The sequence below is a fragment of the Nocardiopsis sp. NPDC055879 genome, assembly GCF_053615935.1.
In genome coordinates this window covers 257,223-283,457 of the sequence record NZ_JBSHCT010000004.1, presented here as the reverse complement: position 1 = coordinate 283,457, position 26,235 = coordinate 257,223, and the positions used below count along the sequence as shown (strand labels likewise).

Genomic DNA, 26,235 nt, shown 5'->3' with positions numbered 1-26,235 from the left:
CTGGTCAACAGGAACTTCCCAAGCATGAAGTCGATTCATCAATCGAACGGTGACGATGTCGAGGAACGCGAGGGACCAGGCCCGGCATCTCGTTCACCACGCCGGTCGACACAGCGACCGCAGGGAGGTAAGTGCGATGCGGTTCGGGATCTTGACCCTCGGTGACGTGACACAGGATCCCGGATCGCGCACCCTCACGTCAGGCTTCGACGACGGAAGGGTCGGGGTCCGCTTCCTCCGGCTCGGAGCCGAGGTCGTCGATCCCACGGAACGCCGGGGAGACCAAGGCGGCCAACGCGGTGACCCCGACGAGGACCGCGATCACGGCCCCGGCCACGGGCAACCCGGCCATCGAGGCCACCGCCGCGAGCGGTGCGCCGGCCAGGGCGGGCGCGGAGAGCATCACGGTGTTCTGCGCCCCCAGCACACGACCGCGCATGGCGTCCGGGGTGGCCTCGATGGTCAGCACCCCGAGCACGCCTCCGGCCGGAGCGAAGAGGAACCCGGCCAGGGCCGCGCCGCCCAGCACCAACCAGGGGGAGGCCATACTTCCCACCGCGGCGAACCCGATCAGCGCGCCCAGCATGCCGATCACGAACCAGACCCGTCGACGGACCCGGAGCGCGAAGGCGGCGTAGAGCGCGGAGCCGCCGATACTGCCCGCGGCGATCGCGCTCAGGGTCAGACCCGTCAATTCGGGAAGGTCCTGCTCGGTGAAGTAGGCGGGCATGAGGGTGGTCTGTAGGACGCTCAGAACCGCGATGAACACCCCGGTGACCAGGGTCGATCCGAGAACCAGCCGGTTGCGGAACAGGAACCGCCACCCGTCGGCCAGATCGGCCACCGCCCGCCGCAGCGAGCCCCCCGCGGCATCGGCCGGGACGGGGTCCCGGGGCGGGATCCGTCCGGCCCGCGGGTCGAGAACGAGCATGCTCAGTGCGGCGAGCAGGCTGGTCACGGCGGCGGCGAGCAGGATCGCCGGGGACAGGCCGAACAGCGCGACCAGCAGCCCGCCCAGGCCGGGGCCGGCCAGCACGAGCATGTTGCCCACGGTCTCGCGGACCGCGACCAGCCGGTCCAGCCGGACCGGGCGCCCGTTCCGGCCCGGCTCGGCTTCACCGAGGCGGGCCAGGGTGGGCAGCATGGTCTCCTGGGCGGTCATCCCCGGAACCCGGATGAACGCCCCGACCACGGCCATGGCCAGGAACCAGGCCAGGTTCAGGCCCCACGTCAGGTCGATGAACAGCAGCGCCGCCATCGACAGGGCGTTGAGCAGGTTGGCGATGACCGACACCGCGCGCCGGTCGACCCGGTCGACGAGCAGCCCGGAGAAGAGCCCGGTCAACGCGGACACGGCCATACCCACGGTCGCCATGATCCCCGCCGCGAGCACGTCTCCGGTGCGGTCGAGTACCAGGAGCGGGATCACCACGCTCGCGATCCCGGCTCCCAGCAAGGACAGCGCGTAGGAGGTGAAGTAGATCGTCGGGCTGCGGCGCACGGTGGCCGACCTCCTCAGGGAGTCGGTCGCGCGTGCCCGGGACGGCGGGCACGCGCGAGCTGATGGGGTGGCTCCGTGAAGTACGGAGCCGTCGGGACGAACCGGTCAGCCCCGCGGACCGGTCGCGGGGCCGTCCGAGGCGACCAGTCGCTTGGTGGTGCGGCGGTCGGCTCTGCCCGGACCGTCCGCCCAGGTACTGGGCGATGAAGCGGTCGGCGGCCTCGAACACGGCCATCTGGTTCTCGGGGTTCACGAACCCGTGCCCCTCGCCCTCGACGACCACGCACCGTCGCCGGCCTGGCCCCAGACCTTGCCGGGACCGGGGCGTCGAGTTCGTGGGGGTCGAACGTCCCGAGGTCGCGAGTGTTGAGCAGCAGGGTCACCTTCCCCGGGCGGACCGGGGAGGGGGCGAATCCCAGAACCGTGGTTCCGGGGAAGGGGGTGAGGTCGACCGCCTCCGACCCCGGGGTGTCGAGGTCGGCACGGTGCAGGTACCATCTCTGCTCCCCTCCGTCATCTTGGAGGTGGAGCAGCCGGCGCGGGTCGTCGGCCCACTCGAAGCTCTGTACGCTGCGGGTCTCGTCGGCGGTGACGGGCCGGGGCTCGGATCCGGGTTCGAGGTCCCGGACCCAGATGTTGAGCCGGGTCCTCCAGGGCCCGAGGAACGCCATCCTGGTGCCGTCCGGAGAGATCGACGCGCCGGCGCCGCGGAGAGCCGAAGAGGTCCTCGATGGTGTGGAGCTTGGGGAGTGCCATGTTTTCCGGTCCTTGCTTCCGCGGCGTCGCCTCTGATCAGGTGCACTCCGATTCAAGCCGTCGGGCCGTTCGCCGGGGAGTGCCGCCGCGTCAACTCCTCCGCATGAGGTTCGTAGGGGTGTGGACATGACGCGGTGTCACTATCGCGACCATCGTCCCTGGTGAGACCGTTTAGCCGGACCCCGGAACTCAGCCACGCCCAAGGGGTGATCGACCGGCTCCACGGCTGCTCCGGCGTGCTCGACGAGCAGGGCCGGTACGCCTACTACGGACACGCCGGCGGCTTCCCGGCCTACGAAAACCAGCGCGCGGCCTGGGACGCCGGTTGTGGTCCCGACAACGCCGATCCCGAACATCGCTGATCACCCGTGATCCTCCTGGGAGGGTCCGGCGGCCCGGACGAACGCCGTGTGGCCGGTTCAGCCCGGCTGCTTCTCCGCGTGCTCCAGGACGCGCTGGGAGAGCCGGGCGAACGTGTTGAGCTGGTTCGGCGTCAGTGCCTCGATGAAGAGACGGCGGACGTGCTCGGCGTGCACGGGCGCGGCGTCCTGGATGGCCTCGTAGCCGGCTGGAGTGGCGACGATGAACGCTCCGCGCGCGTCCTCGGGACATTCCTTCTTGGCCACGAGCCCGCGCTTCACCATCCGCGTGACCTGGTGGGACATACGGCTCTTCTCCCACTCGACGAGCTTGGCCAGTTCCAGGAAGCGCATCTGCCCGTCAGGGGCCTCGGTGAGTTTGGCGAGCACGATGTAATCGGACGCGGATATCCCGGAGTCGGCCCGAACGAGACGGGTCAGCCGCCCTATGAGGACTTCCTGCATGCGGATGAAACCGTCCCAGGCGGCCTGCTCGTCCGGGTCGAGCCTGCGCGGTGTCTCATACATGGACGCAGTGTAGCGAAACTGTTGACACTTCATCTATCAGAGCTCACATGACGTCGTCAATGAACCCCGGAGGTCGAGGCTCCGTGGATCGCACGGAGCCTCGACCATCGCGCGAGCGGTCCTAGTCGGTGGGTAGGACGAACCGCGGTTCCTCCGCCACGGTCGGCGTTCCCGTCAGGGTCTCGCCGATGGCGGACGCCAACCGTTCCAGACCCTCGGCGGCGGTCTCGGCGTCGACCTGGGGCACTTCGGCGGCGCACACCTGGTCGGTGATCCTCTCGGGGTCGGCCGGACCCGGGTTGTCGAAGGCGTCCAGGGCCAGGGCCGCGGCGACGGGGTCGGTCGTGCCGAGCATCAGGTGGTCGGACTCGTTGTCCGCGCACAGCTCCTGGACGGCCACGTTGCGCACGTTCTCGCCGGCGAGTACGGACGCCCCGGACTCGTCCGTGGTGGCCGGGTGCACGGTGTCGTCGGTCGTGCTCAGGATGCTGGTGGTGCTGACCTCGGCGAAGGTCTCCCGCGGCGAGTTGAGCTCGGTGATGAACCTCGCCTCCGGGTCCATTTGCCACAGCGCGGGCGGGCACTCCACCTCAGTGGTGCAGTGGGTCGCGGTGCTGCCGTGGTGCGGCGAGCCCAGGGTCACCAGGTCGTCGACCATGTCCCTGGTGTCGGGCCAAAAACGCAGGGCGGCGCGCCCGAGGACCCCGCCCTGGCTGAACCCGAGGACGTCGATCTCCTCACCGTGCTGTTCGTAGGTGCCGCGGATGGCGTGGGTGACGTACTCGGACGAGACCTGCATGTCCGCGGTGGAGTTCTCGGGCGGCTCGATGGTGCAGACCGTTCGGGACTCGTTCAGCCGGGGAAGGTGGTTCCAGGAGAAGGTCTCGTCCGCTGTGAGCAGGGTCGGCGGGATCAGCAGGACGGGAGCCGCTTCGCCGTCGCCTGGACCTTCGAAGCAGGCGAACGCCGCGGCGAGCTCATCGGCGGACACGGTGAGTTCCGGGCCGCTGTCGGAGGCGCTGGTGTCCGATGAAGCTTCCTGGCCTATGTCGAGCGCGGCACAGCCCGTCAGCGGAATGGCGAGCGCCAGCAGCAGCGCTGCGAGATCGCGCTTCATCCGCCCTCGCCGAAACAGGTTCTTACGGAGAGGCTCCGTGTCGATGGTCGGTCCCTCGGTGTTCATGGCGACAGAACTTCCTCAGTGGTGGGTGTGACGATGCCCCGGTCGAGAACGGTCGCGGAATCGCGACCGAACCGGGTACGTTGGCGACGCTAAAACCTCACATCAATGTGAGAGGCAAGCGATGTGTCGCAGTTCACCAAGGGGGTGGGATGAGGATCGGGGAGCTCTCACGACGGACCGGAGCGAGCGTCCGGCTGCTGCGCTACTACGAAGAGAAGGGCCTGATCGGCAGTACCCGCAGCGCCGGCGGACAGCGCCACTTCACGGAGGACGCCGTTCCACGCGTGGAGTTCGTGCGCCGGCTCCTCGCGGCGGGGGCGACCAGTCGTGCCATCGCCGAGATGATGCCCTGCTTCGACACGCCCCTGGAGGAGAACTTCGACAGTGCGATGGAACGCCTGGCACGGGAGCGCCTGCGCATCACCAGCGACATCGAGGATCTATTGCGGGCGCGAAAGGCCCTGGACGCCCTGATGGACACCGCTCGGGAGCATCGCGCTCGGCTACCGAGGAACCAGGCGGGCCGACCTCTCGACCTTCCCGTCCACCGGACGTGATCGTCCCGCGCGCCGCGCGGCCCGAACTCCTAGGAGTCATCCGATGCTCAGTGGTGAACTCGCCGAACTGGCCGGCGTCACCGTCCGCACGCTGCGCCATTACCACCAGATCGGTTTGCTGCCCGAGCCCTCGCGCTCGACCGGTGGCTACCGGCGCTACGACGTGAGTGACCTCGTGCGGCTCCTGCGGATCACGAGGTCGACCGCGCTGGGCGTACCCCTGTCCGCACTGCCGGCGGTACTGGATGATCCGGCGGGGGTAGAGGAGTTGCTGGACGAGCTCGACCGCCAGGCGGCCGCCGAGATCGCACGACTCAACGCCCGAAGGGCCGACATCGCCGCCCTGCGCAGTAGCGGCTCCCCGCCCGACCTTCCCCCGGAGCTGGCGATGCTGCGCTCCGCCCCCGAGTCCGGGGTGCCCGAGGACATGGCCCGACACGAACACGAACAGCTGGTCCTGATCGGACACCTGCTCGGCGAGGACGGCCCAGCGAGACTCGCCACCCTGCTCGCAGGGGTGGACAAGGAGATGATCGAGCGGCTGGAGCCGCTGACGGCGCGGTTCTACGCCCTCGGCCCCGACGCCCCGGACGACGAGGTCGTGTCCTTGATCGACGACTGGGTCACCGGGCTGGAACCACTGTCAGCGCGGCTGGCCGGTACGCCCGAGCCCGGCCCGAAGGCCTCGGCCCTGCTGGACGAACTGTACGAGCAGTCCCTCGAACCCGTCCAGCACCGGGTGCTGCGCCAGGTCCTACAGCGGTTGGAGCATGAACGGCGACCGTCCGGGTCCTGACCCCACCGAGCCCTGTGGTCCGGGCCATGCCCTACGGCCTTGACTCCGAAGCGGCGTCGGAGTTTTGAGTGGACCGTGCTCGCGTCCATCGACCAGAGGGATCCACCATGACCGCCCCGTCGAAGCCGATCGCCGTCGAGGAGTTCTTCGGCCCGCCCACCCGCGGTCGGGCGGTGTTGTTCCCCGGACGGCACCAGGGTCGCCTACCTCCCTCTATCCGGCGAACGCCCGGACCGGACGGCCGTGGACGCCGGGGCGGATCTTGAAGAGCGAGCCGGACAACGGTTCCTCGTCCGGTTCCAGGTCTTCCCGGGACGTGGTCATGTAGAGGGTGCCCAGGTCCTCGTCACCGAAGGTGCACGCCGTGACCTTCTGGACCGGTAGCGAGATCACCTCGTCCAGGTCACCGTCGGGGGTGTAGCGGTGCACCTGGCCGGCGTTGACGATCGCGGTCCATATGCCGCCCTCCGCGTCGACGACCAGGCCGTCGGGCAGGCCACCGTCCCGTATCCGGGCCAGGACGCGGCGGTCGGTCAGGCCACGGTCGGAGTCCCAGTCGAAAACGGCGACGCAACCGGTGTCGGTGTCGTTGTAGTAGGCGAATCGGCCATCGGGCGACCAGTCGATGCCGTTGGAGACGGTGACGTGGGGAAGCACGGTGGTCACCTCCAGCTCCGGCGTGAGGCGGTAGAGGGCGGCCGTCCCCGGTGTCTTGTCGTAGGCCATCGATCCGCAGTAGAAGGTTCCGTCCGGGGCGCAGCCGCCTTCGTTCATGCGGATGCCCGGGTCGGTCCAGATCTCGACCCGGCGCCGTTCCTCGCCCTGATCGTCGAACAGCGCCACCCCGCGTTCCACGCCCACGATCGTTCCCCCACCGGCGCGAGGGCGCACGACCGCGGCGACGTCGTCCACGTGCCTTCGGGAGACGTCGCCGGAGGGTGTCAGGCCCAACACGTCACCGCGGGTCATGTCGACCCAGCGCAACCCGCCCCAGGACGGTGACCAGCAAGGCCCTTCGCCATGCTCGGTGATCGGATCGGTGACCCGTTCCACCTTCACGATCGCGTCCCCCTTCGTCATGCGACCCGACCCCGACCAGGCATCGTAGCCGACATCTCCCACATGAACACACACAGTAATCAGATCGTCTACAATACGTGAGGTCATGAGTTCCGCACCCGATCGGTCAGGTCCGACACCCAGGTCCTTTTGGCGTCCCGCCTGGAATCGGGTGCGCACCAACGCCTGGTCGGTGCTCCAGCAGTCGGCCGCCGCGGGACTGGCCTGGATCCTGGCCGAGTGGCTGGTGGCGGGGGACCATCATCCGTTCTTCGCCCCGATCGCCGCCGTGGTCGCGCTCAACACCGGCTTCGGGGTCCGCGGGGTACAGGCGGTGAACCTGCTCACCGGCACCCTGATCGGCATCATCGTCGGCGCATCGGCGGTGTGGCTGATCAGCACGCCCAGTCTCGGGCTGGTCGTGGCGACCCTGGTCGCGACGCTGGTCGCCGTCGCGGTGGGCGCCGCCCGGGTGACCATCGCACAGGCCGCGGCCGCCGCCATCCTCACCGTGACCATCCCCTACGGAGGGGATGGCGGACCGCAAAGACTGTTCGACGCCGCGTTGGGCGCGGGCGTGGCACTGGTCTTCAGCCAGTTGCTCTTCCCCACCCATCCGCTGCGCCTGCTCTCCCAGGCCGAGCACGAGCTGGTCTTCCATCTACACCGCCTGCTGGTCAGGACCGCTCACGTCGCCGACCGGCGAGACGACGCGCAGAGCGAGGTACAGGACGCGCTCGTCTCGACGCACACCGCCATCGCGGACCTGGAATCGGCTCGATCAGCCGCTCTCGACATCGTTGACCGCACCCTCCGAGGGGTGTATCTGCGCCAACGGACCCGGACGCGGGTCGCGGCCGCCGGCCCCTTGGAGGGCGTGGCCGTGATGTGCACGCTCGTGGCGACGACGGTGTTGTCCGCCCCCGGGAAATCACAGACGGCCCTGGCCGCGGTCGTGCGTGAGGTCGCGGACGTGTTCGCGCGTGTGGCCGAGGCCCGTTCCACCGACGGCGCGTGGGGGGCGGCGGCCTTCTGGGACGCGGCGGCGCTGCGAGCCGAGGAGCTGCACGAGACCCTTCCCGGGCTCCGAAGGCGACTGGAGGATTCGGGTCCGGAGACCGACGCGGCGATCAGCGCCATCGACATCCTCTGCGACACGCTTCGCCGAACGGCGAAGTAGGGCGCATCACCGGTTCGCGGCGCCTACCGGTCTGTTCGTCTCCGATGGGGCACCAGGAAGTGCGGCCCTATGGTCGACCGCCCGCGGCGTTGGGCGGTTCGGGGGTGTTCGTGCGGGTCGGCGTTCCCCGGGTGGTCGACACTCACGCCCCGACGCGAAAGACCCCACCGGAGGGTCTCCGGTGGGGCGAAGCTCCATGTCAACGATGGATGGCCGGAATCATCCGGCACCACCGTGTGGGGGAGTCAGGGGGCGGGCCGGGGTCAGCGAACCCAGACGTCCCAGGTTGAGCCGTTGTACACGCACTTGTACTCGGTGAAGTCGTGGTTGTTGTCCTCCTCGACGACGTAGCTGTAAGCATCGATGAGGCAGACGGCCTGCATATCGAAGCCACCACCGACGACCTCCCAGTCGGCCGCGTGCGCGGGGCTCGCGGCGAGCGGGAGGGCCAGGGCCGCCGCTCCGATCGCGAGTCCGGTGGCGATGCGCTGCGACAAGGACATGTGTCTCCTCCAAAATGTGGATTTCTGTTTACTCTCCCCGCGCTTGGCGGGGAGAGGCCGTGCTGACCGCTCGCGGCGGTCGGTTCTTCCCGGGCTCACCGATGGGAGCCCGGTAGGTCCTGTCATCGGACACGTCGTCGCCCAGGTCGGCCCTCGGGCCGATCCGTCCTGAAGAGCCTGCTCGTGGCCACCACCCTGATTCCGACCGGCGTGTGTTCGAGTGGTTACTCGCCGACACCGATCAACCTAGTAAACGAAAACCGGCGAACCCTCCGCCTTGGGGACGAAGCGGACCCCGACGAACGTTCACGTGCGCGCGCCGTGGGGCAACGAAAGTTCAGTGTGGCGCCCAACGATCGTCGATCACCGACCGGCGGCCCGCGGACGTCCCGCGAGAGTGCTCACCCTCCGCCACTCCCCCGGACGTACTCCTATCTTCACGTCGCGACACCATTATCGGGACGTAATTCTCATAACGCCAAAAACGGACACAGGGCGCCATGGTTTCGCTGATATGAGCAATACGTCGGCGGGAACAGTACTCTGGCCGAGTCACCTGACCATGACCCCGTTGAGTCAGCGTCAAGCATGAGGAGGAGATTACTTGCTGACCCGTCTACACGACTTCATGAGACTGCGTACCTCACCCCCGATCTTCTTCGGATCGGCCGCGGTGATCATCGCCTTTGTTGTCGGAACCATCGTCTTCACCGAGCCGCTCGACGCGGCCGTCACCGTCGCCTCGGAATGGCTTTACGCCAACCTCGGCTGGTTCTACATTCTCGGCCTCACCCTGTTTCTGGGATTTTTGATCTTTATCGCCCTGAGTCGATTCGGCCGGGTGAAACTGGGACCACACGACGAGCCTCCCGAACACTCCGGACCTGCGTGGTTCGCCATGCTCTTCGCCGCAGGCATCGGTAGCATCCTGATGTTCTGGGGTGTGGCCGAACCCATCAGCCATTTCGGCGACCCTCCGCGGGGACCCTCTTTGGGCATCGAACCGGAATCGCCGAGTGCCGCGGCGGACGCGATGAACTTCACGTTCTATCACTTCACCCTGCACACCTGGGCCATCTTCACGCTGCCGGCATTGTGCTTCGCCTACTTCATCCATAAACGGAACCTGCCACCACGTGTCAGCTCGATCTTCCAGCCGATCATCGGCGAGGGGATCCACGGACCGATCGGCCGATTCATCGACATCGTCGCCATCGTCGGAACGGTCTTCGGCATCGCGGTCTCTCTCGGCTTGGGCGCCCTGCAGATCAATAGCGGGATCAACCAGGTGTTCGGCATCCCCGAGAGCGCCATGTGGCAATTGATCATCATCGGCGTCGTCGGCGGGGTCGCGATGATCTCCGTCGCCCTGGGGCTGGACCGCGGAATCAAGATCCTGTCCAACATCAACATCTGGATGGCCATCGCCATGTTGGTGTTCATCCTGGTCACCGGTTCCACCCTCTTCGTGCTCAAGGGCACCATCGAGTCACTGGGCAGTTACCTGATGAACCTGCCGGAACTGGCCCTGTGGAACGACACCTTCGCCAATTCCGGATGGCAGGCCGACTGGACGGTGTTCTACTGGGCCTGGACGATCAGCTGGTCCCCGTTCGTGGGCATCTTCATCTCCCGCATCTCCAGGGGACGGACCATTCGCGGATTCGTCTCGGGTGTGCTCCTCGTTCCGGCCGGCTTCTCGGTGCTGTGGTTCGGCGTCTTCGGTTTCTCCGCCTTCGACATCGAACTCCACGGAGACGGCGGACTGGTGGAAAGCGTCGTGGAACAGGAGGACGTCCCCGGGGCCCTGTTCGCGTTCTTGGAGCACTACCCCGCCGTGGGCGTCACCTCGGTGATCGCCATCATCCTGGTGGTCGTCTTCTTCATCACCTCGGTGGACTCCGCGGCCTTGGTCGCCGACACGATGGCCAATGGCCACGAGGACTTCAACCCGTTGGGACAGCGCATCTTCTGGGCCATCTCCATCTCGGTGGTGACCGCGACCCTGCTGGTCTTCTCCGGATCCGGTGGTCTGGAGGCGTTGGAGAAGATCATCGTCCTCGTCGGCCTGCCGTTCTTCATCATGGGCTATTTCCAGATGTACGCGATGTATCGAGCCCTGAGGGAGGACGCCGGAGAGCTGCCGCAGGTGCGGATGCGCAGGTGGAAGAAGGTCCTGCCACCGGAAGAGTACGAACGCCGCCAGGACGAGGACGAACACGACACCTCGGAAATCGTCGTCGAGCCCGAAGCCGTCGATGAGCCGCCCGTACTGCGCGACCCCTACGTCAAGCAGGTCCGGACCACCGGAACACACGGCACACTGTCGGCGCGGACCGGTTCGACCGGGCACAAGGACCACCCGCGGTATCAACCGCCGCCGTCCGGACCCCAGGACCGAAAGGATTCCGAGTAGGCGAAGCATTTCGGGACCGTGGTGGTCTCGGGCCGGGTGGAGGCGGCGGTCGGGGATCTCAACAGTGAGGTCCCCGACCGCCGCCTCCACCGGGTTGTGACGTCTGGAACCTCAGGAGTTGGGACGGTCACGGGCCGGTGCGGGTGTGGTTACCGGGCGGCGAACAGTTCGGGAAGGGACGCTCGGGTCCGGTGATGCGAGCGTCCTGTGGCCCTAGGATCATCGCGTCGGCGGGCCATGCGCCCCCGGTTCCTTTGACCGAGTCGGAGCGGTAGGACGCGAGGGCGCTCATGGGGATGGAGATCCCCGACGATCTGGCCAATCTCTTCTACGGGCTCACCGGGACCAAGTGGCCCAAGGTCGACGAGGACCGTCTGCGGAACATGTCCGACGCGTACGCGACCGTCGAGTACATCCTCGCCACCGAGCTTCCCGATTTGATCGTGGTCCTGCGGCGCAAGGTGCAGAGCACCTTCGACAGCCGCACCACCGAGTACTTCGAGAACTCCCTGGCCCAGTTCACCGCTGGAGAGCGCGACTACGTCGGCGAGTCCGCCAAGCTGGCCGGGGAGATCCGCCAGTACGCCAAGGACGCGGCCAACCAGGTCGAGTACGCCAAGTGGATGATCATCGGCCAGCTCATCCAACTGGCGTTGGAGATCGCCTGGGCGATCGCGACGGCCAAGTTCACCTTCGGCGCGTCACTGAAGATGATCCCGGTGTTCAAGTTCATCAAGAGCGTGGTCATCCGGCGCATCCTCAACTCACTGCTGTGGAACCTGCTCAGTCACCTGTTCATCGCGCAGATGTTCGGCGTGACGATGGACCTGCTCATCCAGCGGATCCAGATGGACCAGGGCAACCGGGAGGAGTGGGACAAGGAGCTCACCCGAATGGCCGCCGCGGGCGCGTTCGTCGAAGGTCTGCTCAGCGCGGGTCTGTCGTTCGGCGCGGATCTGTTCCTCAGTGGCCGGCTCGGCAAGCTCTTCGGTGACAACCTTCCCGATCCGCCGACACCCCCACCACCCGTCCGTGACATCGTCCCCGATCCCCCGGCCGGCCCGGCCGTACGGGGGCCGGACCCCGACTCGATCGCCACCCCGACGCCACGGGACACCCCCGATGCCTCCCCGACCCCTCCGCCTCGGGACCAGCCCGGCGACGGGCCCGAGGGGCCCCCGGGGCACGTCCCACAGCCGCCCGGAAGCATCACCCCGGAGTTCAATCGCGACCTGGTCAACCTGTTCGCGCGCAACTCCAACGAGTTCCTCGGCGCGGCCCAACGGCCCAACACCGCGAGTGTGGGCATGGACCACGCCCGGCGGTTCGTGGACAGGTCCGGCGACATGTTCGCCAAGCACTTCGGGGAGACGATCGGTGACGCCGCCGCACGGAACCTGGGGCGTGAGTACGCCGAGACGATGCTGCGCACGTGGAACACACCGCGCATGACGTCCTCCCTGGACGACGTCCTGGGCTCCGCACCGCTCCCCCAGAGCACGCGGGACCACCTGGCCCGGGACGTGCCGGAGGCCTTCGGCCGCACCGTGGCCGACTTCGGCAGCCGCTGGCGCGACCGGGCCATGTCCCTGGGCATCGGCGCCGCCTCCGGCGCGTTCGAGGGTTACGTGGGCGAGGGACTCACGAATCTGTGGTTCTCGCCCGAGCAGGAGTGGAAGGCGTCGGGCATGTCCGCGGTCGCCGGGGCCTCCAGCTCGGTGGTCCACGATCTGGCCGTGAGCGGCGGTCTCAAGGGCATCGACGCCCTCAATGGTCTGCGTGACCTGAACAACCTACCGGCACCGGAGTTCGGTGGTGCGGGGCCGGGGGCCGACCCGGAGCGGGGCGGCGACCGTGGCCCGGAGCCCGATTTCAGGCCCTCTCGTCTGCGAGGCGGCGGAGAGAGCCTCTCGTCCTTCGAGAGTGACGGCGGGGGCGGCGACGACTCGACGGCGATCGGCCTGTCGGGCCACCCGGGTGGGGAGGACGGCGCGGGCGGCGAGGAATCGTCTCGGGGTGGTGAGGCACCCTCCCGGCCTGAGGAAGAGGCGTCTGAGAGCGGGGAGGAAGCGTCCGAGGGCGGCGAGAGTGCCCCCCGGGGCGGGGAAGAACCGCGTCAGGGTGACGCGGAGCCCTCGCGGGGCGGGGAGGCGTCCCAGGGTGGGCAGGGTTCCGAGACACGTTCGGGGGAGGACGAGAACTCCGGCCGGCGTGAGGCGGAGGCCCCTCGTGCGGGGACCGGTTCCGATCCCGTCGGACGCGGCGGGGAGCACTCCGCAGCACGGTCCGGCGACACGAGCGGCTCCGACGGGGACGGTCGGGAACGGTCCGACGCCCAACCCGCCCCGGCGCCCGAACCAGGCCACGAGGATGCCTTCACGGGCGACACCACCACAGGCGACACCACGGGTGGGGAACCCACCCACGAGGCCGAGCCCGCACCCCCGACCACCGTGGTGGAGCCACCGCCCGCCGCGCAGGAGACCGGCGAGGAGCACTCCGGGCAGGCACCTCGTGGGGACCTGGAACGTTCCGAGGCGGAGGCGGAGACGATCACTTCGCCCACGGGTCCTGAGCACGGGGAGCCCGAGGGGTTCGAGGAGCACACCCCCCAGGCTCCGTCCTCACCCTCGCCCGAAGGCGAATCACGCGGCGGCGAGAGGCGAGACACGTTCACGGAAGCCGACCCCGAAGGAGAATTTCCAACTTCGAACGAAGGGATCGGTCGGTCCGAACCCCACGGGTCGGAGGCCGGTGGCATCGCCGGGGAGTTCTTCCGATCCCTGAACGGCGACCTACAGGAGAGCGGTACCGAGGGTGCTCCCGTGCCACCCCCGATGGTGGCCGCTCCCGTACCGCAACCGTCCGGTTCAGGCCCTGCGACCGGGCCGGCGTCTTCGTCTTCGTCAGGGCGGCAAGAGGGTACGGGCTCGGGCCCCTCCCGAGAAGGCGTGTACGAAGCGGGACAAAGGGATGGCTTCGAATCGCCGACGGACGAGGGCGTGTCCGCCCCTTCGGACCCGCCCGAGGTGGTGGACGGTCCGGTCGACACGGAGACGGTCGGTACGTCACGAGAGGCGGAGCACACCTCGCACGAGACGCCCACGCCGCGAACGGAGAGCACGATCGTTCCCCCGGCGCCGGCTCCTGTCACACCCGTGGCCGAGCCACCGTCCTTTGGGAGAGAACGGCCAGAGGGGCACGTGGCGAACCGGAGCGCACCGCCCACCCGGCAGGGCGGCGATCCGCTCACCCCGATCCGGGAGGAGCAGGATGAGGGGGGCGTGGAGTCCTCCCCCGTCGATCCGGACGGCGACCCCATCGGGCAAGAAGAGACCGCCACCCCCGATCCCACTGCGGAGACCAGGGGAAAGAGGAAGGAAGAACCTCCGACCGATGGCGTCGAGGGGGACGTCGTCGGTGGCGAGGACACCCCGGTGCCCCATCGGGGAGAGGGCCTGGACGACGATGATGTGAAGGCACCGGTCGGCGATGGCGCCCCACCTCGCTCGGATGAACCCGCCGAATCGTCCGCGTCCGACGTCCACGCCGTGGGTACTCCCCCACCGGTCGCGTCCCCTCACCGAAAGAGTGGATCCGAGACGGGTTCCGCACGTCCATCGAGTCCGGTCCGCGACCGCGATCCGCTCCGGAACTCGGACGACCCAGTGCAGGAACCGCTCCCTGCGACGGATCCCGCGATCGAGGAGACGCCCGGTACGAGCGTCCCACCGGTGGCGGAATCCGAGGTCTCCGGGGCAGAGGGCTCTTCGACCGGGGGACCCGAGACCCGGGAACCCCGCACCAGGGAACCCAAAGGAAAGGAACCCGAGGCCAGAGCGCCCGACCCCGAGGAATCACGACCGCAGACCCCTCCGGCCACGGAACCCGAGACCGCTCGGACAGAGCAACCTCCGACCCCGGAAACCCGAACCAGGGAACCCAAGGGAAAGGAGCCCGAGACCAGGACGCCCGACCCCGACCCCCCGGCCGACCCCGCCGAGGAATCCGGGACAGAGGAATCCGAGTCGGCGGAACCCGTCATCCGAGAACCCAAGGGCAAAGGCCGTGCGACCGAGGAAACCGACTCCGAGACCGATGGTCCCCCACTCCCGATCACGCCCGAAGCGCCCGAAGCGCCCGAAGCGCCCGAGAACACCGTCCCCCAGGTAACGCCTCCGGTGGGGCCGCCGGCGGTCGCGGACCCCTCCCGTACCGGAGGCGCGGACGGCCCAAGGCTCAACTACCTGATCGAGTCGCGGTGGATCGAGGCCTACGGTGTCCGCGTCGATCCGGAAGCGGTCCTCGCCACGTTCTCGGGGTCCCCGCTGCCCGACGATGTCCGCGTCTTCTTCCGAGGCCATCTCGCCACCGACCCCCGAGGTTTCTTCTCCCCCGAGGGTGTCCGCAAGACCTCCTCCGACGGCAGGACCTACACACTGCGTCTGAGCACCGAAAACGTGTGGAGTCGAGACGAACGACCTCGACCGGGTGCCCCGACCGCCAACTACAAGGGTCTGCACGACGAGCAGACCCAGACGTCGACGGGCGAATCCGGGTTCATCGGTAAAACGCGGCAGCCGGCGGTGGGCGTCCACGCCAACCTCTTCCACGTGGAGGCCGCCCCGGCCCCCTCGTTCGGCGGCAAGGTGTCGGGCTACCGGGGCTCGTCTGTTCAACAGCAGTCCGGCGCCACCAACCACACCCAGCAGTTGAGCACGGAGATGACCGGCGAGGGGCAGCCCTACACCAGCGACCTGACGGTCACGTGGCGGGTCGAGGGAGATCCGGACCCGGTGGCGAGCACACCCGGGTCGGATGGTGCAACAGGGCCGGAGACCTCGGGCGACCCACCACCGACCACGACAGCCACCGAGGGCGTCGACGGAATCGAACTGGGGACCCTGTCGAACCCACCACCGGTCATCCCCACCGAAGGAGACGATGGGACCGAACAGGACACCTCTGGGAACCCGGCTCCCGCGACGACCACGATCGCCACGACCGAGGGGATCGAAGGGAACCAAGCGAACGGGCCGAGGGTGCTGGAGCCGACCCCCATTCCACAGGGGGTACGGCTGGTCGTGATGGGCGGTTTGAAGCCACCGGACGACCTTCCGACGTTCATCGAGTTCGCGAACCCGTGGGCACCGCCCGTGGCACCGCACACCGAGGGTGCCGAGACCACGACGAACGACACCGGAACCAACAGGGAGCTTCGACGGAACGGCGGCTTCCTGGCCCACTCTCACCCCATCTCGATCGACTCCCTCACCCGCCGCCCCACCCGGGGCGACACGTCCAGGCCGGAAGCGGACACCGCGCCCACCTCGATGAACGACTGGATCGCCGACCGGCTCGGGTTCGATTCCTCCGCCACCCCTCCCAGGACCCGCAAGGTGCTCCACCGCACCCATGGGAACGGCGAGACCCCGTCCGTGGTGACCCAGCGCAAGACCGGATCGCGGGAACAACACCGCGAGCTGAACCGATTCGGCGTGCTCACGGTGTTCTCCGACGACGTCATCATGCCCCAGCTGCCCACCATGACGAGCGAGCCCCGCACCGTGAGCGTGCCCGACGCCGAGGGTGGGACAGAGACGATCACGTTCCGGTCCCTGCCGGTCTCCATGGAACGTATCCCCGACGTCCCCAACAAGTTCAACATCAAGCTGACCGATCGTCTCACCCGCAGCGCCGGCCTGATCGCCAACCGCTTCAAGGGCTTCTCCGTGGAGTTCTCCGCCGGTGTCATCTCCCGGCTTCCCGGTGACATGGTCCGATTGGAGATGCCCGCCTTCCGAGAGCGCTTCCAGAAGGTGTGGACACGCGGCCGGGACCGATCGGACGATGTCTGGGACGCGCACCTGTTCCACAGCACGGACACGGCCGTGTACAAGGTACGGCGCACGATCGCCGTGTGGATGGAGAACGACACCTCTCCCACACTGTTCGACTTCTCCACGGTCGAGGCCCTCACCGCGGACGACGTCCGCCGGATCGACGAGGGCAGACCGAACACGAATAGGATCCCCGAGACGGAGGACCCGTTCCTGGACCGAGCCGGGGGTACGACCCACCTGGGCGGCGCCTTGGTCCGGGACGTGACCTATCCCAATGGCGGCGACGCCGGGGATCCGGCACGCCCCTTCTTCCGGGACTTCGCTCACCGGCTCCTCACCGAGATCGACCAGGAGTACCCGGGCCTGGTCCTGCCGCACCTGGCCATCCCGGGCACACCGAAACCCGAGACCTCCCACGCGGGTTGGCGCCACCGGCGCAACAAGAGCCAGGCCCGAGAGAACACCGAGAACTTTCTGGCCAAGGTGAACGCCGCGTCCTTCCACTCCGACCCGAACGCCTGGTTGTCGGGGCGGTTCGAGGTCAAGCTGGTCGAGACGAAGAAACTCCCTTGGCGCAACGAGTTCAGGGAGCGCCGTGTGTTCGTCCCCGACCACATCTCCGTGTGGCCCCGCGTCAGGTTCAACGGCTACTCCGAGGCCACGGCCCTCGATACCTCGCACACGGGCACCACCACCGGTTCGTCGTCGAGTCTGAGCCGACGGGCGGGCAAGTTCACCTCGCTCACCAATGAGGGGAGGGTCGGCGTCAATGTGCGCAGTGTCCACCAGGGCCTGGACACCTTCGGTCACCCTTCCCAATCGGGCGGCCCGACCATCCGATTGGCCTCTGATTTCCGTCATTCGAAGCGGAGCGAACACGGTATCTCGTCGGCCACCGAGACCAACGTCAAGGACAAGAGCGGTAGTCGCCGTCTTTTCGCGAACGCGGAGTTCTCGGCGTGGATCGGCCCCAGGGATGGGCTGGTTCCGCGCTCTTCACGGGCCGAGAGGGTGGCCGACCCCCGTATGGGGCGCGAGATCTTCGGTGACCCCGGCACCGCCGTATCGCGGCCCCGGGCCCAGGTCGAGTTGCACGCGCCCCGGGTGGGGCGCCGTGTTCCGCTCGACAGCCCGCCGACCACGCATGGGACACCACCCCGAAGCCTCCCCCCGGCCGAGGCGCACCGCCTCTTCGGGCAGGGACCCGAGGGCTTCGTGAACACCGCCCCACCGTCCACGCGTGTCCTCCCTCCCACCCAGTACGGGTTGGAGACGGTGGTGGAGGAGGCCGAGCCCGAGGAGGCCACGCCGCGCACCGAGAGCCGGAACCCACCACGAACGACCGACGGGACCACGACCACCACGAACACCCCCCGGGACACCGAGCCCCCGGCAGGACAGCAGGAGGGGAGCGGTCGGCGGAACAACGGGAACGACACGGCGGTCCGACCCCCTCAGCGGGACGATGGCGCCCCTGAGCCCCTGGCCATCCAACGCACCCCACTGGCGCGACTGCTGGCGGATACGTTCGGCACGGTCCAGGCCTTCGACTCCGCCCTCTTCCACCGCGACGGAAACGTCATCACCGTGGCGTCCCTCACCTTCGAGGCCATGGACCATGACCACTGGTCGTTCTCGCGGTCGGTCGACTCGCGGGACGGCAGCACGGCCATCGTCGCCGCCCATGTCTCCTCGCAGACACTGGCGGCCTCCCCCGGCTTCCTACGCGGGACGGGCGACCGCTTCCGGACCCAGCTCGACGACGGCCTCGCATGGCAACGCACCAGGCCGACCACCGTGACCTGGTACGTGCCCACCTACGTCGCGTCGGCCGCCCTGCGTGGGTCCGCCACGTTGGAATCCAACCAGACGCGGGAGGTCTCCTTCGGATCGGGGCTCTCCCACGAGAACACGACGACGATCTCGATCGCGGCCCGGGGTGTCTTCAACTTCCAGGAAACGGCCGAGACCCCCGGCCAGGCCCAGCGCGGAAACGACTATCCCATCGTCCAACCCGGGCTGGAAACGCGGCACACCTTCCACGGGCACGCAGAGGGGGAATCGTCCTCGGTGTCGTACCGGAACCGTCGGGAGGTCAAGTTCACCGGTGCCTCCTTCGAGTTCATCACGGGCGGCGTGATCCTCCAGGCGACCGAGCACAAGCAGGACATCGACTTCATCGTCACCTTCCCGCGGTCCCCTGGGGAGCATCGGCACACGGGTTGGCAGGTGCCGGTGCGGGACGCCCAGAAGGTGATGGTCCCCGAGCTGTGGGTGTTCGCGCGAGGGCTCGTCCACGACGCCATCACCTGGCGGCCCGACGGGACGTTCGAGCTCGGTACGCGGCCGCCGCCCACGGCGCCGCCGGCCGATCTCGTCACCAAGCCGGACCTGATGGGGAAGGGGCTCGACTCGCGTCCCCTTCAGGTGGATTCCCTGCTCGACCGGCTGAATCAGCGAATACGGTCGGACGGGTGGGAGTTGACCGTCAATTCCCGCGAGGACGTCATCAAGGCGTTGAACAGGCATGTCAGCGGTAACCGAATAGGGCTGGAGGTGCGGGTGAAACCCATCGGACCACGGTTCCACAACCATTCCCGCACCGCGACGCTCAACTTCGATGTCCAGCGCGGCCCTTCCAACGTCGACCATCTCGGCGGGCTGATCGAGTACGTCGACCGCAACATCACATCGACCGGTGATACCCAGACCAACACCAAAATCCGCGGCAATGGCACCGGCGGAGCGTTCGGTCTGCTCGGACCGATCGGAAACGAGCACGACCCGGCGACCGGGCGGGACACCGGAGCCATCAGTGCGGGCGGCACCCCCGCGTTCCGGCAGCAGTCGCGCACCGAGCAGTCGGATTCCCAGGGCTTCGCGCGCGAGCTGACACAGGAACGTGTGCTCTTCTCCCCCTACGCCACGGTCACCACCCCGACCACCGTGGCCGCGACGTTGACCATCGGCGATCGTGCCTACACCGAACAGGTCGACGACCTCCGGCAGGAGAGCGTCTACCCTCTGCCCTACCTGGAGACGAGGGCCACGGGGGATGCTCCTGTCCCCGCGCCGTCGTACCGACCACAGGAGACCCCCTTCGACGTCGACACCTGGTCGAGGAACAACAGAGGCCAGGACGGAACCGGCTTCCAGGATGGTGATGGCGGCCTCGACGCGATCCCCGTCGCGATCCAGGGCGAGGCTAAGTCGCTTCTCGACGCCGCCGTGGTCAACACCGCGCTGCTCCATGGGTGGACGAAACCGAACGAGCGCGCCGATACCGAGGTCTCCAACGTCGCGTCGGCCACCCGATACCTGGATCGCAGGTTCTCGGACATCGACCGGGCGGCGGGGATCACCGCACGCAAGGACGAACTACTCCTTCAGGCGTTGACCCCCGACGCGACGCACGAGCCCACCGTGCTGGCCGAGTTCGAGAAGTCCGTGGTCAAGGTGCGGACCCTGATCGACACCGGGTCCGCCAGGATCGAAGGGGTGAGCAACGAGAGCCGGTCCCGTGACTCGGATCAAGAGGGTGGGCGGCAATCGCAGGGCACGACGGAACAGATGGCGAAAAACGCCGGTCTCGGCATCGAAGCAACGCAGAGCGGACAGTCGGCGGACCGTATACGTGAGAACTTGCAATCCGAGTCCGCGGACTTGAGCGGTGCTCGTGGCGGAAAATCCACCGGGCAACGGCACGGGGCCGAGGCGAGCGGCCCGGGGACCAAACGCATGTTCCTCGTCCGTGTGCCGGCCGTGTGGGCCATTTGGGCCGAAGGCGAGGAAGGCACGGCCACTGCCCGTGGAGGGCATGCCGAGGCCTCGATACTGCGCTGGGTCGACGCCGATCAGGCGCGGGCTTGGGGTCTGACGACCGAGTCCCCGCAGATCAAGAGGTACGCGCAAGCGGAGAAGCGATTCAGTGATGCGGACGCGGCCTACTTCAAGGCGCGTGGGAAACTCTTCTCCTTCGTCGGCCGGTTCGATGCCCCCGAGGTCCGTGACAATTCCCGCCGGAGGCATCACCAGAACGAATACCAGAGGCTGGAGGAAGAATTCGGCAGAACGAACACGGCCCGTAACTCCGCGATGCGGGCTCTGGTCGACGCATTGCGCGACCTGCGAGCGTCTCAACCCGCGCCGGCGACGAGGGGCACCCCTCCGACTCAGACCACCGGTACGGGGGAAACGTCCCACAGCGCACCCGCACCGAGGGGACCCTCCCCCGACGTCGACGTCGACGTCAATACCGACAGCGCCGCGCCACGCACCCCACCGACCGCTCCCGGTCCGGCAGCGGAGAACACCGGGTCGCGGGCGACGACCGACAGCGCGCCCACCACCGATCACCGACAAACCAGGCACACCGAACCCGACCGCGTCCCGGTCGCCGGCCTCTACGACATGCCCCCACACCCCACACCCGCCGACACACCCATCGACGCACCGGCGTCAAGAGCCCCATACGCCAACGACGACATCGACACCATCACCCGAGCGACCGACCCGGCACGGAACGCCCCCACGGCGAAGGACACCCGAACGCCGAGAACATCCGATGGGCGGGCCCGGGAATCAACCGCACACGAGACGGCGTCCTCCCCCGCGCCCGCGCGTCCCCCGGGTCAACGAGATTCCGACGGGGTTCCTCGCTTCCCCGTCCAGACGGAACCGGCCGCCCACCAGGAGCACCCCCACGCACCGGTCGTCCCCCCGCCGCACACCCCCGGCGTCCCCACCGCCACCGAGGGCGGGGAGACGGAGACCGTCCCCACCGCCGAGGAACCCGAAACGACCGGCGAGGATCGGCCATCCCGGCAGGAGGAGCTGAACGCCGAGTTCCACGGCGCCCTGAACGTCCCCCCGAACGGCTGACGAGTGTCCCTCGTGTACATCCGGCCGTCAACGGGCCCACACGTTCCCTTCACCGCCCGCCGCTAGAACGTGGGGGAAGCACGGACGTGCCGACCCCCGCGGGGACGGCCCCACACACGGCAGGGGACGATGATGGCGAACGACAACCTGACAGTGCACCCGGAGGAGATGGCCCGAGCCGGAGAGGCCCTGCGCGAACCGGGGGAGATCATCCGGCAGGCGTTCTCCTACCTCGCCTCGGACCGTGGCGACGTGAGCACGATCTGGGAGCCCGGCGACGAGATCGCGGACTCGCTCGAAAAGAACCTGCTGCCCCAGGTGGAGATGCTGGACAAGCTCGGTGAGACGCTGGTCATCGCCTTCGACCGCACCGCCGACCAGGTGCTGCGCTCGGCCCGTAACTACCAGGTCTCCGAGGAGGGCGCCATCGACGTGAGCAACGACCTGGGCGTCTCCACGGGTTCCGGCGGTGGCCGACGCTGACGCGGCGTGAACGAGTCACGTGAGTGGTCCCACGCGGGAGCGGGGACCACTCACGTCATCGGGCGGGGTCCGGTGGCCCGTACTCAGTCCTCCGTTCGAGGCCGCGACGTTCTCCCTCGGCCCGCCTTGCGCGGTTTGGCCGGTTGGGGGCGGTCGGAGAGCGCGGTCTGGTCATCGGCCACATGTCCGGGCAGGGCCGGTGCGGCGACGGTGACGCGGGCCTGCTGCGAGGCCGGCCGGGCCGCACCGGTGTCCTGGAGGGGTTGCCGGGTCGCGCGGGGACGCACGGGTCCGCGGGCCGATCGCTCCACCGGTTCCGGAGACGTCGGCCGATCCACCCGGACGACACGGACCCGTCCGGCCTTGCGTCCGGGTACGCGCTCGAAGCGGACCTCCTTGTCCTCCCGGGCCTTCGGGGTGGGCGCCTCCTCCCAACGGGTGGAGTCCTTGGTCGGAACGGCCACGTGATCGGCGATTCCCGCGTCCGCACGGGTGGCTTCGCCGGTGGGACCGGGCGGGTCTTCGGTGAGGGGCTCGACCTTGGCGACCTCGCGTTCGGGAGCGTCCCCGGTCAGGGCGGCGAAGGGGTCCTCCGTGGTGGGGACGACGGTCTGATCCCCACCCTCGGTGTCGGGCACGGAGGTGGCGTCGGTGTCCCGTTCCGGTGCGAGGGTCCGCGGGTTCTCGGGTTGGTCCGGGTCGCCGTGTTCCTCTGCGTCCCGCTCCTCGGCCTTCCCCGTCTGCTCGGCCTTCCCCGTCTGCTCGGTCTCGGCGGCCGCGGACACCGGGGTCTCGTCCCACCAGGAGTCGTCGTGGTCGTCGACCGTGGCCACCCTGTGGGCGCCGACGTCCCCGTCCTGGAGGGCACCGAAGGCGGCACCGATGGCGGCACCGTCATCGGGAGCGCTCCGCTGCCCGTCCTCGACGTCACGATCGATCTCGACGGCTTCCTCAGCGGCGTCGGCATCGTCATCGGCGGCGAACGAATCGGGGTCCTCGTCCCAGGCCCGGGTGAGCCGCTCCCAAACGGCGTCATCACCCACCGGCGTGAACGCGTCGTCATCGGCCCAGTCCTCGGCGACGAGCACCGGACGGTCACGTTCCGCCTCCCACGCCTCGGTGTCACGGCGTGAGGACGGTCGTTCCGTCCGCTCCGACAGCGCGTGGTCCGCCTCGTGGTAGGTGACGACGGCCTCGCGGACCTTCTCCGAGGTCGATCCCGCCCAGGAACAGTGGAACAGGGTGGAGAGCGGCTGGCTGGTCTGCGAGATCAGCCCGTCGGCGTCGACCACGCAGTTGCCGCCCAGTGGCCAGCTGCCCAGGATGACCGCGGTGACGCCACGGTGCTGTCCGTGCAGCAACAATCCGGACAGAGCGTGCTCGTGTCGGGGGTCGGGGGAGGCGATCAGGGCGAGGGGTGCCCGCTCCCGCGTGTCCATGGCGTGCAGCTCCGAGGCAAGGAACGCCAACGCGTCCTCCATCGTGGGCACCATGGTGACCGGCTCGCACGGCCGATCGCGCAGCAGGTCCCGGCCGGCCTCGCCGAGCAACCGGGTCGCCTCGGGCTCGGTGATCAGGACGCGCACGGCGAGGGGTTCGGTCGGGTCCAGGGCGTTGACGATGAGGCGGCGGACCGCTGCGTCGGCGCCCTTGCCGATGAGGCCCAGGCCGGGGACGTGGTCCAGTTCCAGGGTCACGCGCTCGTGGATCTCGTCGGTGGGCTCGGGGCGCTCGGGCGGGGCCGGAAGCGCCAGGCGACGCGGGCGGCCGGCGCGCAGCCGCGGCCGGGGCAGGCTGAGCGCCATCCTCGGGACGAAGGAGCCCCGCTTACCCAGCAGGTAGCCCCCGGCCAGACCGGCGAAGGCCACGGTCGCGGCGATGCCGCCGTCCGGGATCTCCACGACGACGACTCGGGGTCCGTCCTCATCGGTGACGGCGGAGGTGTTGTCCATGGTGACGACGGGCCGATCGCCCTCTTCCTCCGCTGTCTGCGCGGCCTGGCCCTGTCCCTGCGATTCGGGTGCCGGGGCCGGGGGCGGGGTCGGTGCCAGGGTGTAGGCGATCTCGACTCGACGTTGGGTCTGCGCCGGTCCCTCGATCTCCTGGTCGGACCCCTTTCCGGTGACCTCGGTGTCGGGGGCGTTCTCGCCCAGGGACTCCGTCAGGTGCTCGGCGAGCGCCCGGGCCCGTTCCTCGGACAGTTCCTGGTTGCGTTCGGCGTCGCCACTGGGGTCGGTGTGACCGGTGATCCGGACGGGAACGTTCGGGTCCCAGTGGTCTCCGAGCATCTCGACGGTGGGCGCCAGGTCCTGGCGCATCCGTTCGGTCAGCTCCGCGGACCCCAGTTCGAACCCGCTGACGGTGCGGGTCCGTTCGACGGGCGCCTGTTCGGCGTCGTCCTGGGCGGCCTCGGGTGCCTCGTCCTCGTCCTCGCTCTGCTCCGCCGGGGCGACGGTGTCGGCGAACGCGACGGCGGGGGTGACCGCGGTGGCCGCGACGGCCGTGGCGGCGATCGCCTGGAGTGGGCCGAGCGGGCGCAGGCGCAGGGTGACGCCGCGCAGCCGCGCCACGGCCTCGGCCATGATCGCCAGCGCGAACAGTCCCCACAGCGCCCACAGGGCCGTGATCAGCGCGGCGGTGAGCACACCCGGTGGGGTCCGCCATCCGCGCAGGTGCGCCAGGGCCACCTCCCAGGAGGCGGGCGGCTCGGGCCAGGTCACGTGCCAGAGCAGTACGTAGGGAAGGCCGATCAGGAAGGCGAGCGCGAACGCGACCGCGCAGAGCCGGCTCAATGGATGCATCTCCGCCTCACGAGGGTCAAGGGGTGGACTGCGTGTGGGGGCGTGCGGTGGCCGTGGTCTCGACGGTGGTCGAGCCGGCGGGGAGCAGACTGAACGAGTAGGGCAAGGCGCAGGTCACGGTCACGGTGTCGCCGCTGACGTTGACGGTGCCGTCGGCTCCGGCGGAGCCGAGGAAGGCCTGGGCCGCCGAGGCCGCCGCGGCGGCGTCCAGCGGTACCTCCTCGGCGCCCTCCCGGTAGGTCTCCCAATCGAGTTGTTGGGCGCCCACGCGGGCTGCCTCCTGGGCCAGCGTCGCGGTCTGGCGGCGGGTCTGGAGCAGTTCCCCGCCTTCGTAGACGAGTCCGAGGCACAGGAGGAAGGCGAGCGCCATGATCACGACGAAGGCGCTCACCTGGCCGCGGTCGTCCCGCGTCGTGGCGGTGTTCATGGGGTCCCCCGGAAGGTGTCGATAGCGACGGTGGCGTCGCCCTCGATGCTGCGGCTGCCGGGGAAGGCGACCCCGAGCAGGTCGGAGAAGCTCACCGTGCAGGTCACGGTCACCGAGACAGCCCCACCGGCGGCGAGACCACCGTGGTCGACGTTGGTCGCGTGGTCGGAGCAGGCCAACCCCTGTTCCCGAAGCGTCGCGGATGCGATGGTGGTCGCCACCGCCGAGGCCTCCCCGGGGGTGCGTTCCAGGGAGGCCGCTCGGGCGGCGGCGTGGGCGACCTCGTCGACGGTGGTGCCCGCGTCGACGGTGCGCCCGGCGAAGATCATCAGCATCGCGAAGAGCAGCAGGGCGGGTGTGACGATGGCGAGTTCCACCGACGCGGAGCCCCGGTCACGGTTCCTCACGGTGTGGCACCTCCGGGGACGAAGCGTTCGACAGGGGCGACCGACACGTGTTCCACAGACCAGGTCGCCCCCGGTACGAGGCTGGGGACGGTACCGGTCACGGTGACTCTGACCTCCTCTGTGCCGCGATCGACGGAGACGTCGACGTCCCGTAGGACCGTTCCGGCGGCCGGGGCCGCCGTCGCGGCCCCTTCCACGGTGCGCGCCTGTTCGGCGGTGCGCCGCGCGAGGTCGGCCGCGACGTGTTCGCCGTGCGTCCACAGGGCGGCCTGGACGACCAGCATCACCAGGAGCAGGAGCGCGGGGGCGGCGATCGCCAGCTCGGCGCTGCCTCGGTCGTCTTCGTACTGACGCAACGGTGGCTCCTACTCGCCGCCGCCGATGAGGGCGATCTGCTCGGTGGCGACCTTGCCGATGGCAGCGACCGCGGCGAGGGCGATACCGACGAGCACCGCGGTGATGATGACGGTCTCGGTCGAGTAGCCACCGTCGTCCTTGGGCGGGGTCAGCGCGGCGAGGATGCGGACGTACAGGTCTTGCATGGTGCTTCTCCAG

17 protein-coding genes are annotated in these 26,235 nt (G+C 68.9%); 7 read left to right on the top strand and 10 right to left on the bottom strand.

Features of this window, described 5'->3' with window-relative positions; genetic code table 11:
* Positions 1-199: 199 nt before the first annotated feature.
* Positions 200-1,501 (bottom strand): MFS transporter, encoded by a 1,302-nt coding sequence (locus ACWGKS_RS06625; RefSeq protein WP_358508043.1) that lies wholly within the window; start codon positions 1,499-1,501, stop codon positions 200-202.
* Positions 1,502-2,418: 917 nt separating this feature from the next.
* Between ACWGKS_RS06625 and ACWGKS_RS06620 the strand changes: the two genes are divergently transcribed.
* A complete protein-coding gene (locus tag ACWGKS_RS06620) occupies positions 2,419-2,619 on the top strand; it encodes a hypothetical protein (RefSeq protein WP_358508041.1) in 201 nt (66 codons plus the stop codon).
* Between the two features lie 57 nt (positions 2,620-2,676).
* Here ACWGKS_RS06620 and ACWGKS_RS06615 read toward each other — a convergent pair whose 3' ends face one another.
* Positions 2,677-3,144 carry a MarR family winged helix-turn-helix transcriptional regulator gene (locus tag ACWGKS_RS06615; RefSeq protein WP_358508039.1) on the bottom strand — a complete coding sequence of 156 codons (468 nt, stop codon included), beginning with the start codon at positions 3,142-3,144 and terminating at the stop codon, positions 2,677-2,679.
* A gap of 121 nt (positions 3,145-3,265) precedes the next feature.
* On the bottom strand, positions 3,266-4,327 hold the full coding sequence (locus tag ACWGKS_RS06610) for an esterase/lipase family protein (RefSeq protein WP_358508037.1): 1,062 nt from the start codon (positions 4,325-4,327) through the stop codon (positions 3,266-3,268).
* 149 nt (positions 4,328-4,476) lie between these two features.
* Here ACWGKS_RS06610 and ACWGKS_RS06605 point away from each other — a divergent pair, with 149 nt between their 5' ends.
* Together ACWGKS_RS06605 and ACWGKS_RS06600 are read left to right on the top strand one after the other, a co-directional pair.
* Positions 4,477-4,884 (top strand): MerR family transcriptional regulator, encoded by a 408-nt coding sequence (locus ACWGKS_RS06605; RefSeq protein ID WP_358508035.1) that lies wholly within the window; start codon positions 4,477-4,479, stop codon positions 4,882-4,884.
* 43 nt (positions 4,885-4,927) lie between these two features.
* Positions 4,928-5,680, top strand: coding sequence for a helix-turn-helix domain-containing protein (locus ACWGKS_RS06600; protein ID WP_358508033.1), 753 nt, complete (start codon positions 4,928-4,930; stop codon positions 5,678-5,680).
* A 213-nt stretch (positions 5,681-5,893) separates the two neighbouring features.
* Here the strand turns inward: ACWGKS_RS06600 and ACWGKS_RS06595 are convergent, their stop codons facing one another.
* A complete protein-coding gene (locus ACWGKS_RS06595; protein WP_358508031.1) occupies positions 5,894-6,760 on the bottom strand; it encodes an SMP-30/gluconolactonase/LRE family protein in 867 nt (288 codons plus the stop codon).
* Positions 6,761-6,845: 85 nt separating this feature from the next.
* On the opposite strand from ACWGKS_RS06595, the gene ACWGKS_RS06590 reads away from it, so the two are divergent.
* The gene (locus ACWGKS_RS06590) at positions 6,846-7,919 is read left to right on the top strand and encodes an FUSC family protein (protein ID WP_358508029.1); all 1,074 of its coding nucleotides are present in this window, start codon (positions 6,846-6,848) and stop codon (positions 7,917-7,919) included.
* Positions 7,920-8,182: 263 nt separating this feature from the next.
* On the opposite strand, the gene ACWGKS_RS06585 is transcribed toward ACWGKS_RS06590, so the two are convergent.
* Entirely contained in the window at positions 8,183-8,422 is a 240-nt protein-coding gene (locus ACWGKS_RS06585) for a hypothetical protein (RefSeq protein WP_358508027.1), read from the bottom strand.
* 628 nt (positions 8,423-9,050) lie between these two features.
* On the opposite strand from ACWGKS_RS06585, the gene ACWGKS_RS06580 reads away from it, so the two are divergent.
* The 3 genes from ACWGKS_RS06580 (at position 9,051) to ACWGKS_RS06570 (ending at position 22,045) form a co-directional block, all read left to right on the top strand.
* Complete coding sequence (locus tag ACWGKS_RS06580; protein ID WP_358508025.1) at positions 9,051-10,838, top strand: BCCT family transporter; 1,788 nt, start codon at positions 9,051-9,053, stop codon at positions 10,836-10,838.
* A 290-nt stretch (positions 10,839-11,128) separates the two neighbouring features.
* Entirely contained in the window at positions 11,129-21,562 is a 10,434-nt protein-coding gene (locus ACWGKS_RS06575; protein ID WP_452521979.1) for a WXG100-like domain-containing protein, read from the top strand.
* Positions 21,563-21,694: 132 nt separating this feature from the next.
* Positions 21,695-22,045: a hypothetical protein gene (locus ACWGKS_RS06570; protein WP_358508022.1), complete on the top strand. Its 351-nt coding sequence runs from the start codon at positions 21,695-21,697 to the stop codon at positions 22,043-22,045.
* Positions 22,046-22,128: 83 nt separating this feature from the next.
* Here ACWGKS_RS06570 and ACWGKS_RS06565 read toward each other — a convergent pair whose 3' ends face one another.
* Genes ACWGKS_RS06565 through ACWGKS_RS06545 form a run of 5 tightly spaced genes read right to left on the bottom strand, consistent with a single transcriptional unit; the run spans position 22,129 to position 26,222 of the window.
* On the bottom strand, positions 22,129-24,846 hold the full coding sequence (locus tag ACWGKS_RS06565) for an OmpA family protein (protein WP_358508020.1): 2,718 nt from the start codon (positions 24,844-24,846) through the stop codon (positions 22,129-22,131).
* Positions 24,847-24,862: 16 nt separating this feature from the next.
* Positions 24,863-25,273, bottom strand: a complete 411-nt coding sequence (locus ACWGKS_RS06560) for a TadE/TadG family type IV pilus assembly protein (protein WP_358508019.1) — start codon at positions 25,271-25,273, stop codon at positions 24,863-24,865.
* Positions 25,270-25,680: a TadE family protein gene (locus ACWGKS_RS06555; RefSeq protein WP_358508017.1), complete on the bottom strand. Its 411-nt coding sequence runs from the start codon at positions 25,678-25,680 to the stop codon at positions 25,270-25,272. The genes ACWGKS_RS06560 and ACWGKS_RS06555 overlap by 4 nt, the downstream gene beginning before the upstream one ends.
* The gene (locus ACWGKS_RS06550; protein WP_190318485.1) at positions 25,677-26,036 is read right to left on the bottom strand and encodes a TadE/TadG family type IV pilus assembly protein; all 360 of its coding nucleotides are present in this window, start codon (positions 26,034-26,036) and stop codon (positions 25,677-25,679) included. The genes ACWGKS_RS06555 and ACWGKS_RS06550 overlap by 4 nt, the downstream gene beginning before the upstream one ends.
* Before the next feature lie 9 nt (positions 26,037-26,045).
* Positions 26,046-26,222, bottom strand: coding sequence for a hypothetical protein (locus ACWGKS_RS06545; protein ID WP_358508015.1), 177 nt, complete (start codon positions 26,220-26,222; stop codon positions 26,046-26,048).
* Between the last annotated feature and the right edge of the window lie 13 nt (positions 26,223-26,235).

What these genes read in the sequence shown, in the direction of transcription:
- ACWGKS_RS06565 (WP_358508020.1), bottom strand. Translation starts at nt 24,846, where the DNA reads ATGCATCCATTGAGCCGGCTCTGCGCGGTCGCGTTCGCGCTCGCCTTC.
- ACWGKS_RS06605 (WP_358508035.1), top strand. Translation starts at nt 4,477, where the DNA reads ATGAGGATCGGGGAGCTCTCACGACGGACCGGAGCGAGCGTCCGGCTG.
- ACWGKS_RS06585 (WP_358508027.1), bottom strand. Translation starts at nt 8,422, where the DNA reads ATGTCCTTGTCGCAGCGCATCGCCACCGGACTCGCGATCGGAGCGGCG.
- ACWGKS_RS06600 (WP_358508033.1), top strand. Translation starts at nt 4,928, where the DNA reads ATGCTCAGTGGTGAACTCGCCGAACTGGCCGGCGTCACCGTCCGCACG.
- ACWGKS_RS06590 (WP_358508029.1), top strand. Translation starts at nt 6,846, where the DNA reads ATGAGTTCCGCACCCGATCGGTCAGGTCCGACACCCAGGTCCTTTTGG.
- ACWGKS_RS06610 (WP_358508037.1), bottom strand. Translation starts at nt 4,327, where the DNA reads ATGAACACCGAGGGACCGACCATCGACACGGAGCCTCTCCGTAAGAAC.
- ACWGKS_RS06615 (WP_358508039.1), bottom strand. Translation starts at nt 3,144, where the DNA reads ATGTATGAGACACCGCGCAGGCTCGACCCGGACGAGCAGGCCGCCTGG.
- ACWGKS_RS06560 (WP_358508019.1), bottom strand. Translation starts at nt 25,273, where the DNA reads ATGAACACCGCCACGACGCGGGACGACCGCGGCCAGGTGAGCGCCTTC.
- ACWGKS_RS06580 (WP_358508025.1), top strand. Translation starts at nt 9,051, where the DNA reads ATGAGACTGCGTACCTCACCCCCGATCTTCTTCGGATCGGCCGCGGTG.
- ACWGKS_RS06545 (WP_358508015.1), bottom strand. Translation starts at nt 26,222, where the DNA reads ATGCAAGACCTGTACGTCCGCATCCTCGCCGCGCTGACCCCGCCCAAG.
- ACWGKS_RS06575 (WP_452521979.1), top strand. Translation starts at nt 11,129, where the DNA reads ATGGGGATGGAGATCCCCGACGATCTGGCCAATCTCTTCTACGGGCTC.
- ACWGKS_RS06570 (WP_358508022.1), top strand. Translation starts at nt 21,695, where the DNA reads ATGGCGAACGACAACCTGACAGTGCACCCGGAGGAGATGGCCCGAGCC.
- ACWGKS_RS06595 (WP_358508031.1), bottom strand. Translation starts at nt 6,760, where the DNA reads ATGACGAAGGGGGACGCGATCGTGAAGGTGGAACGGGTCACCGATCCG.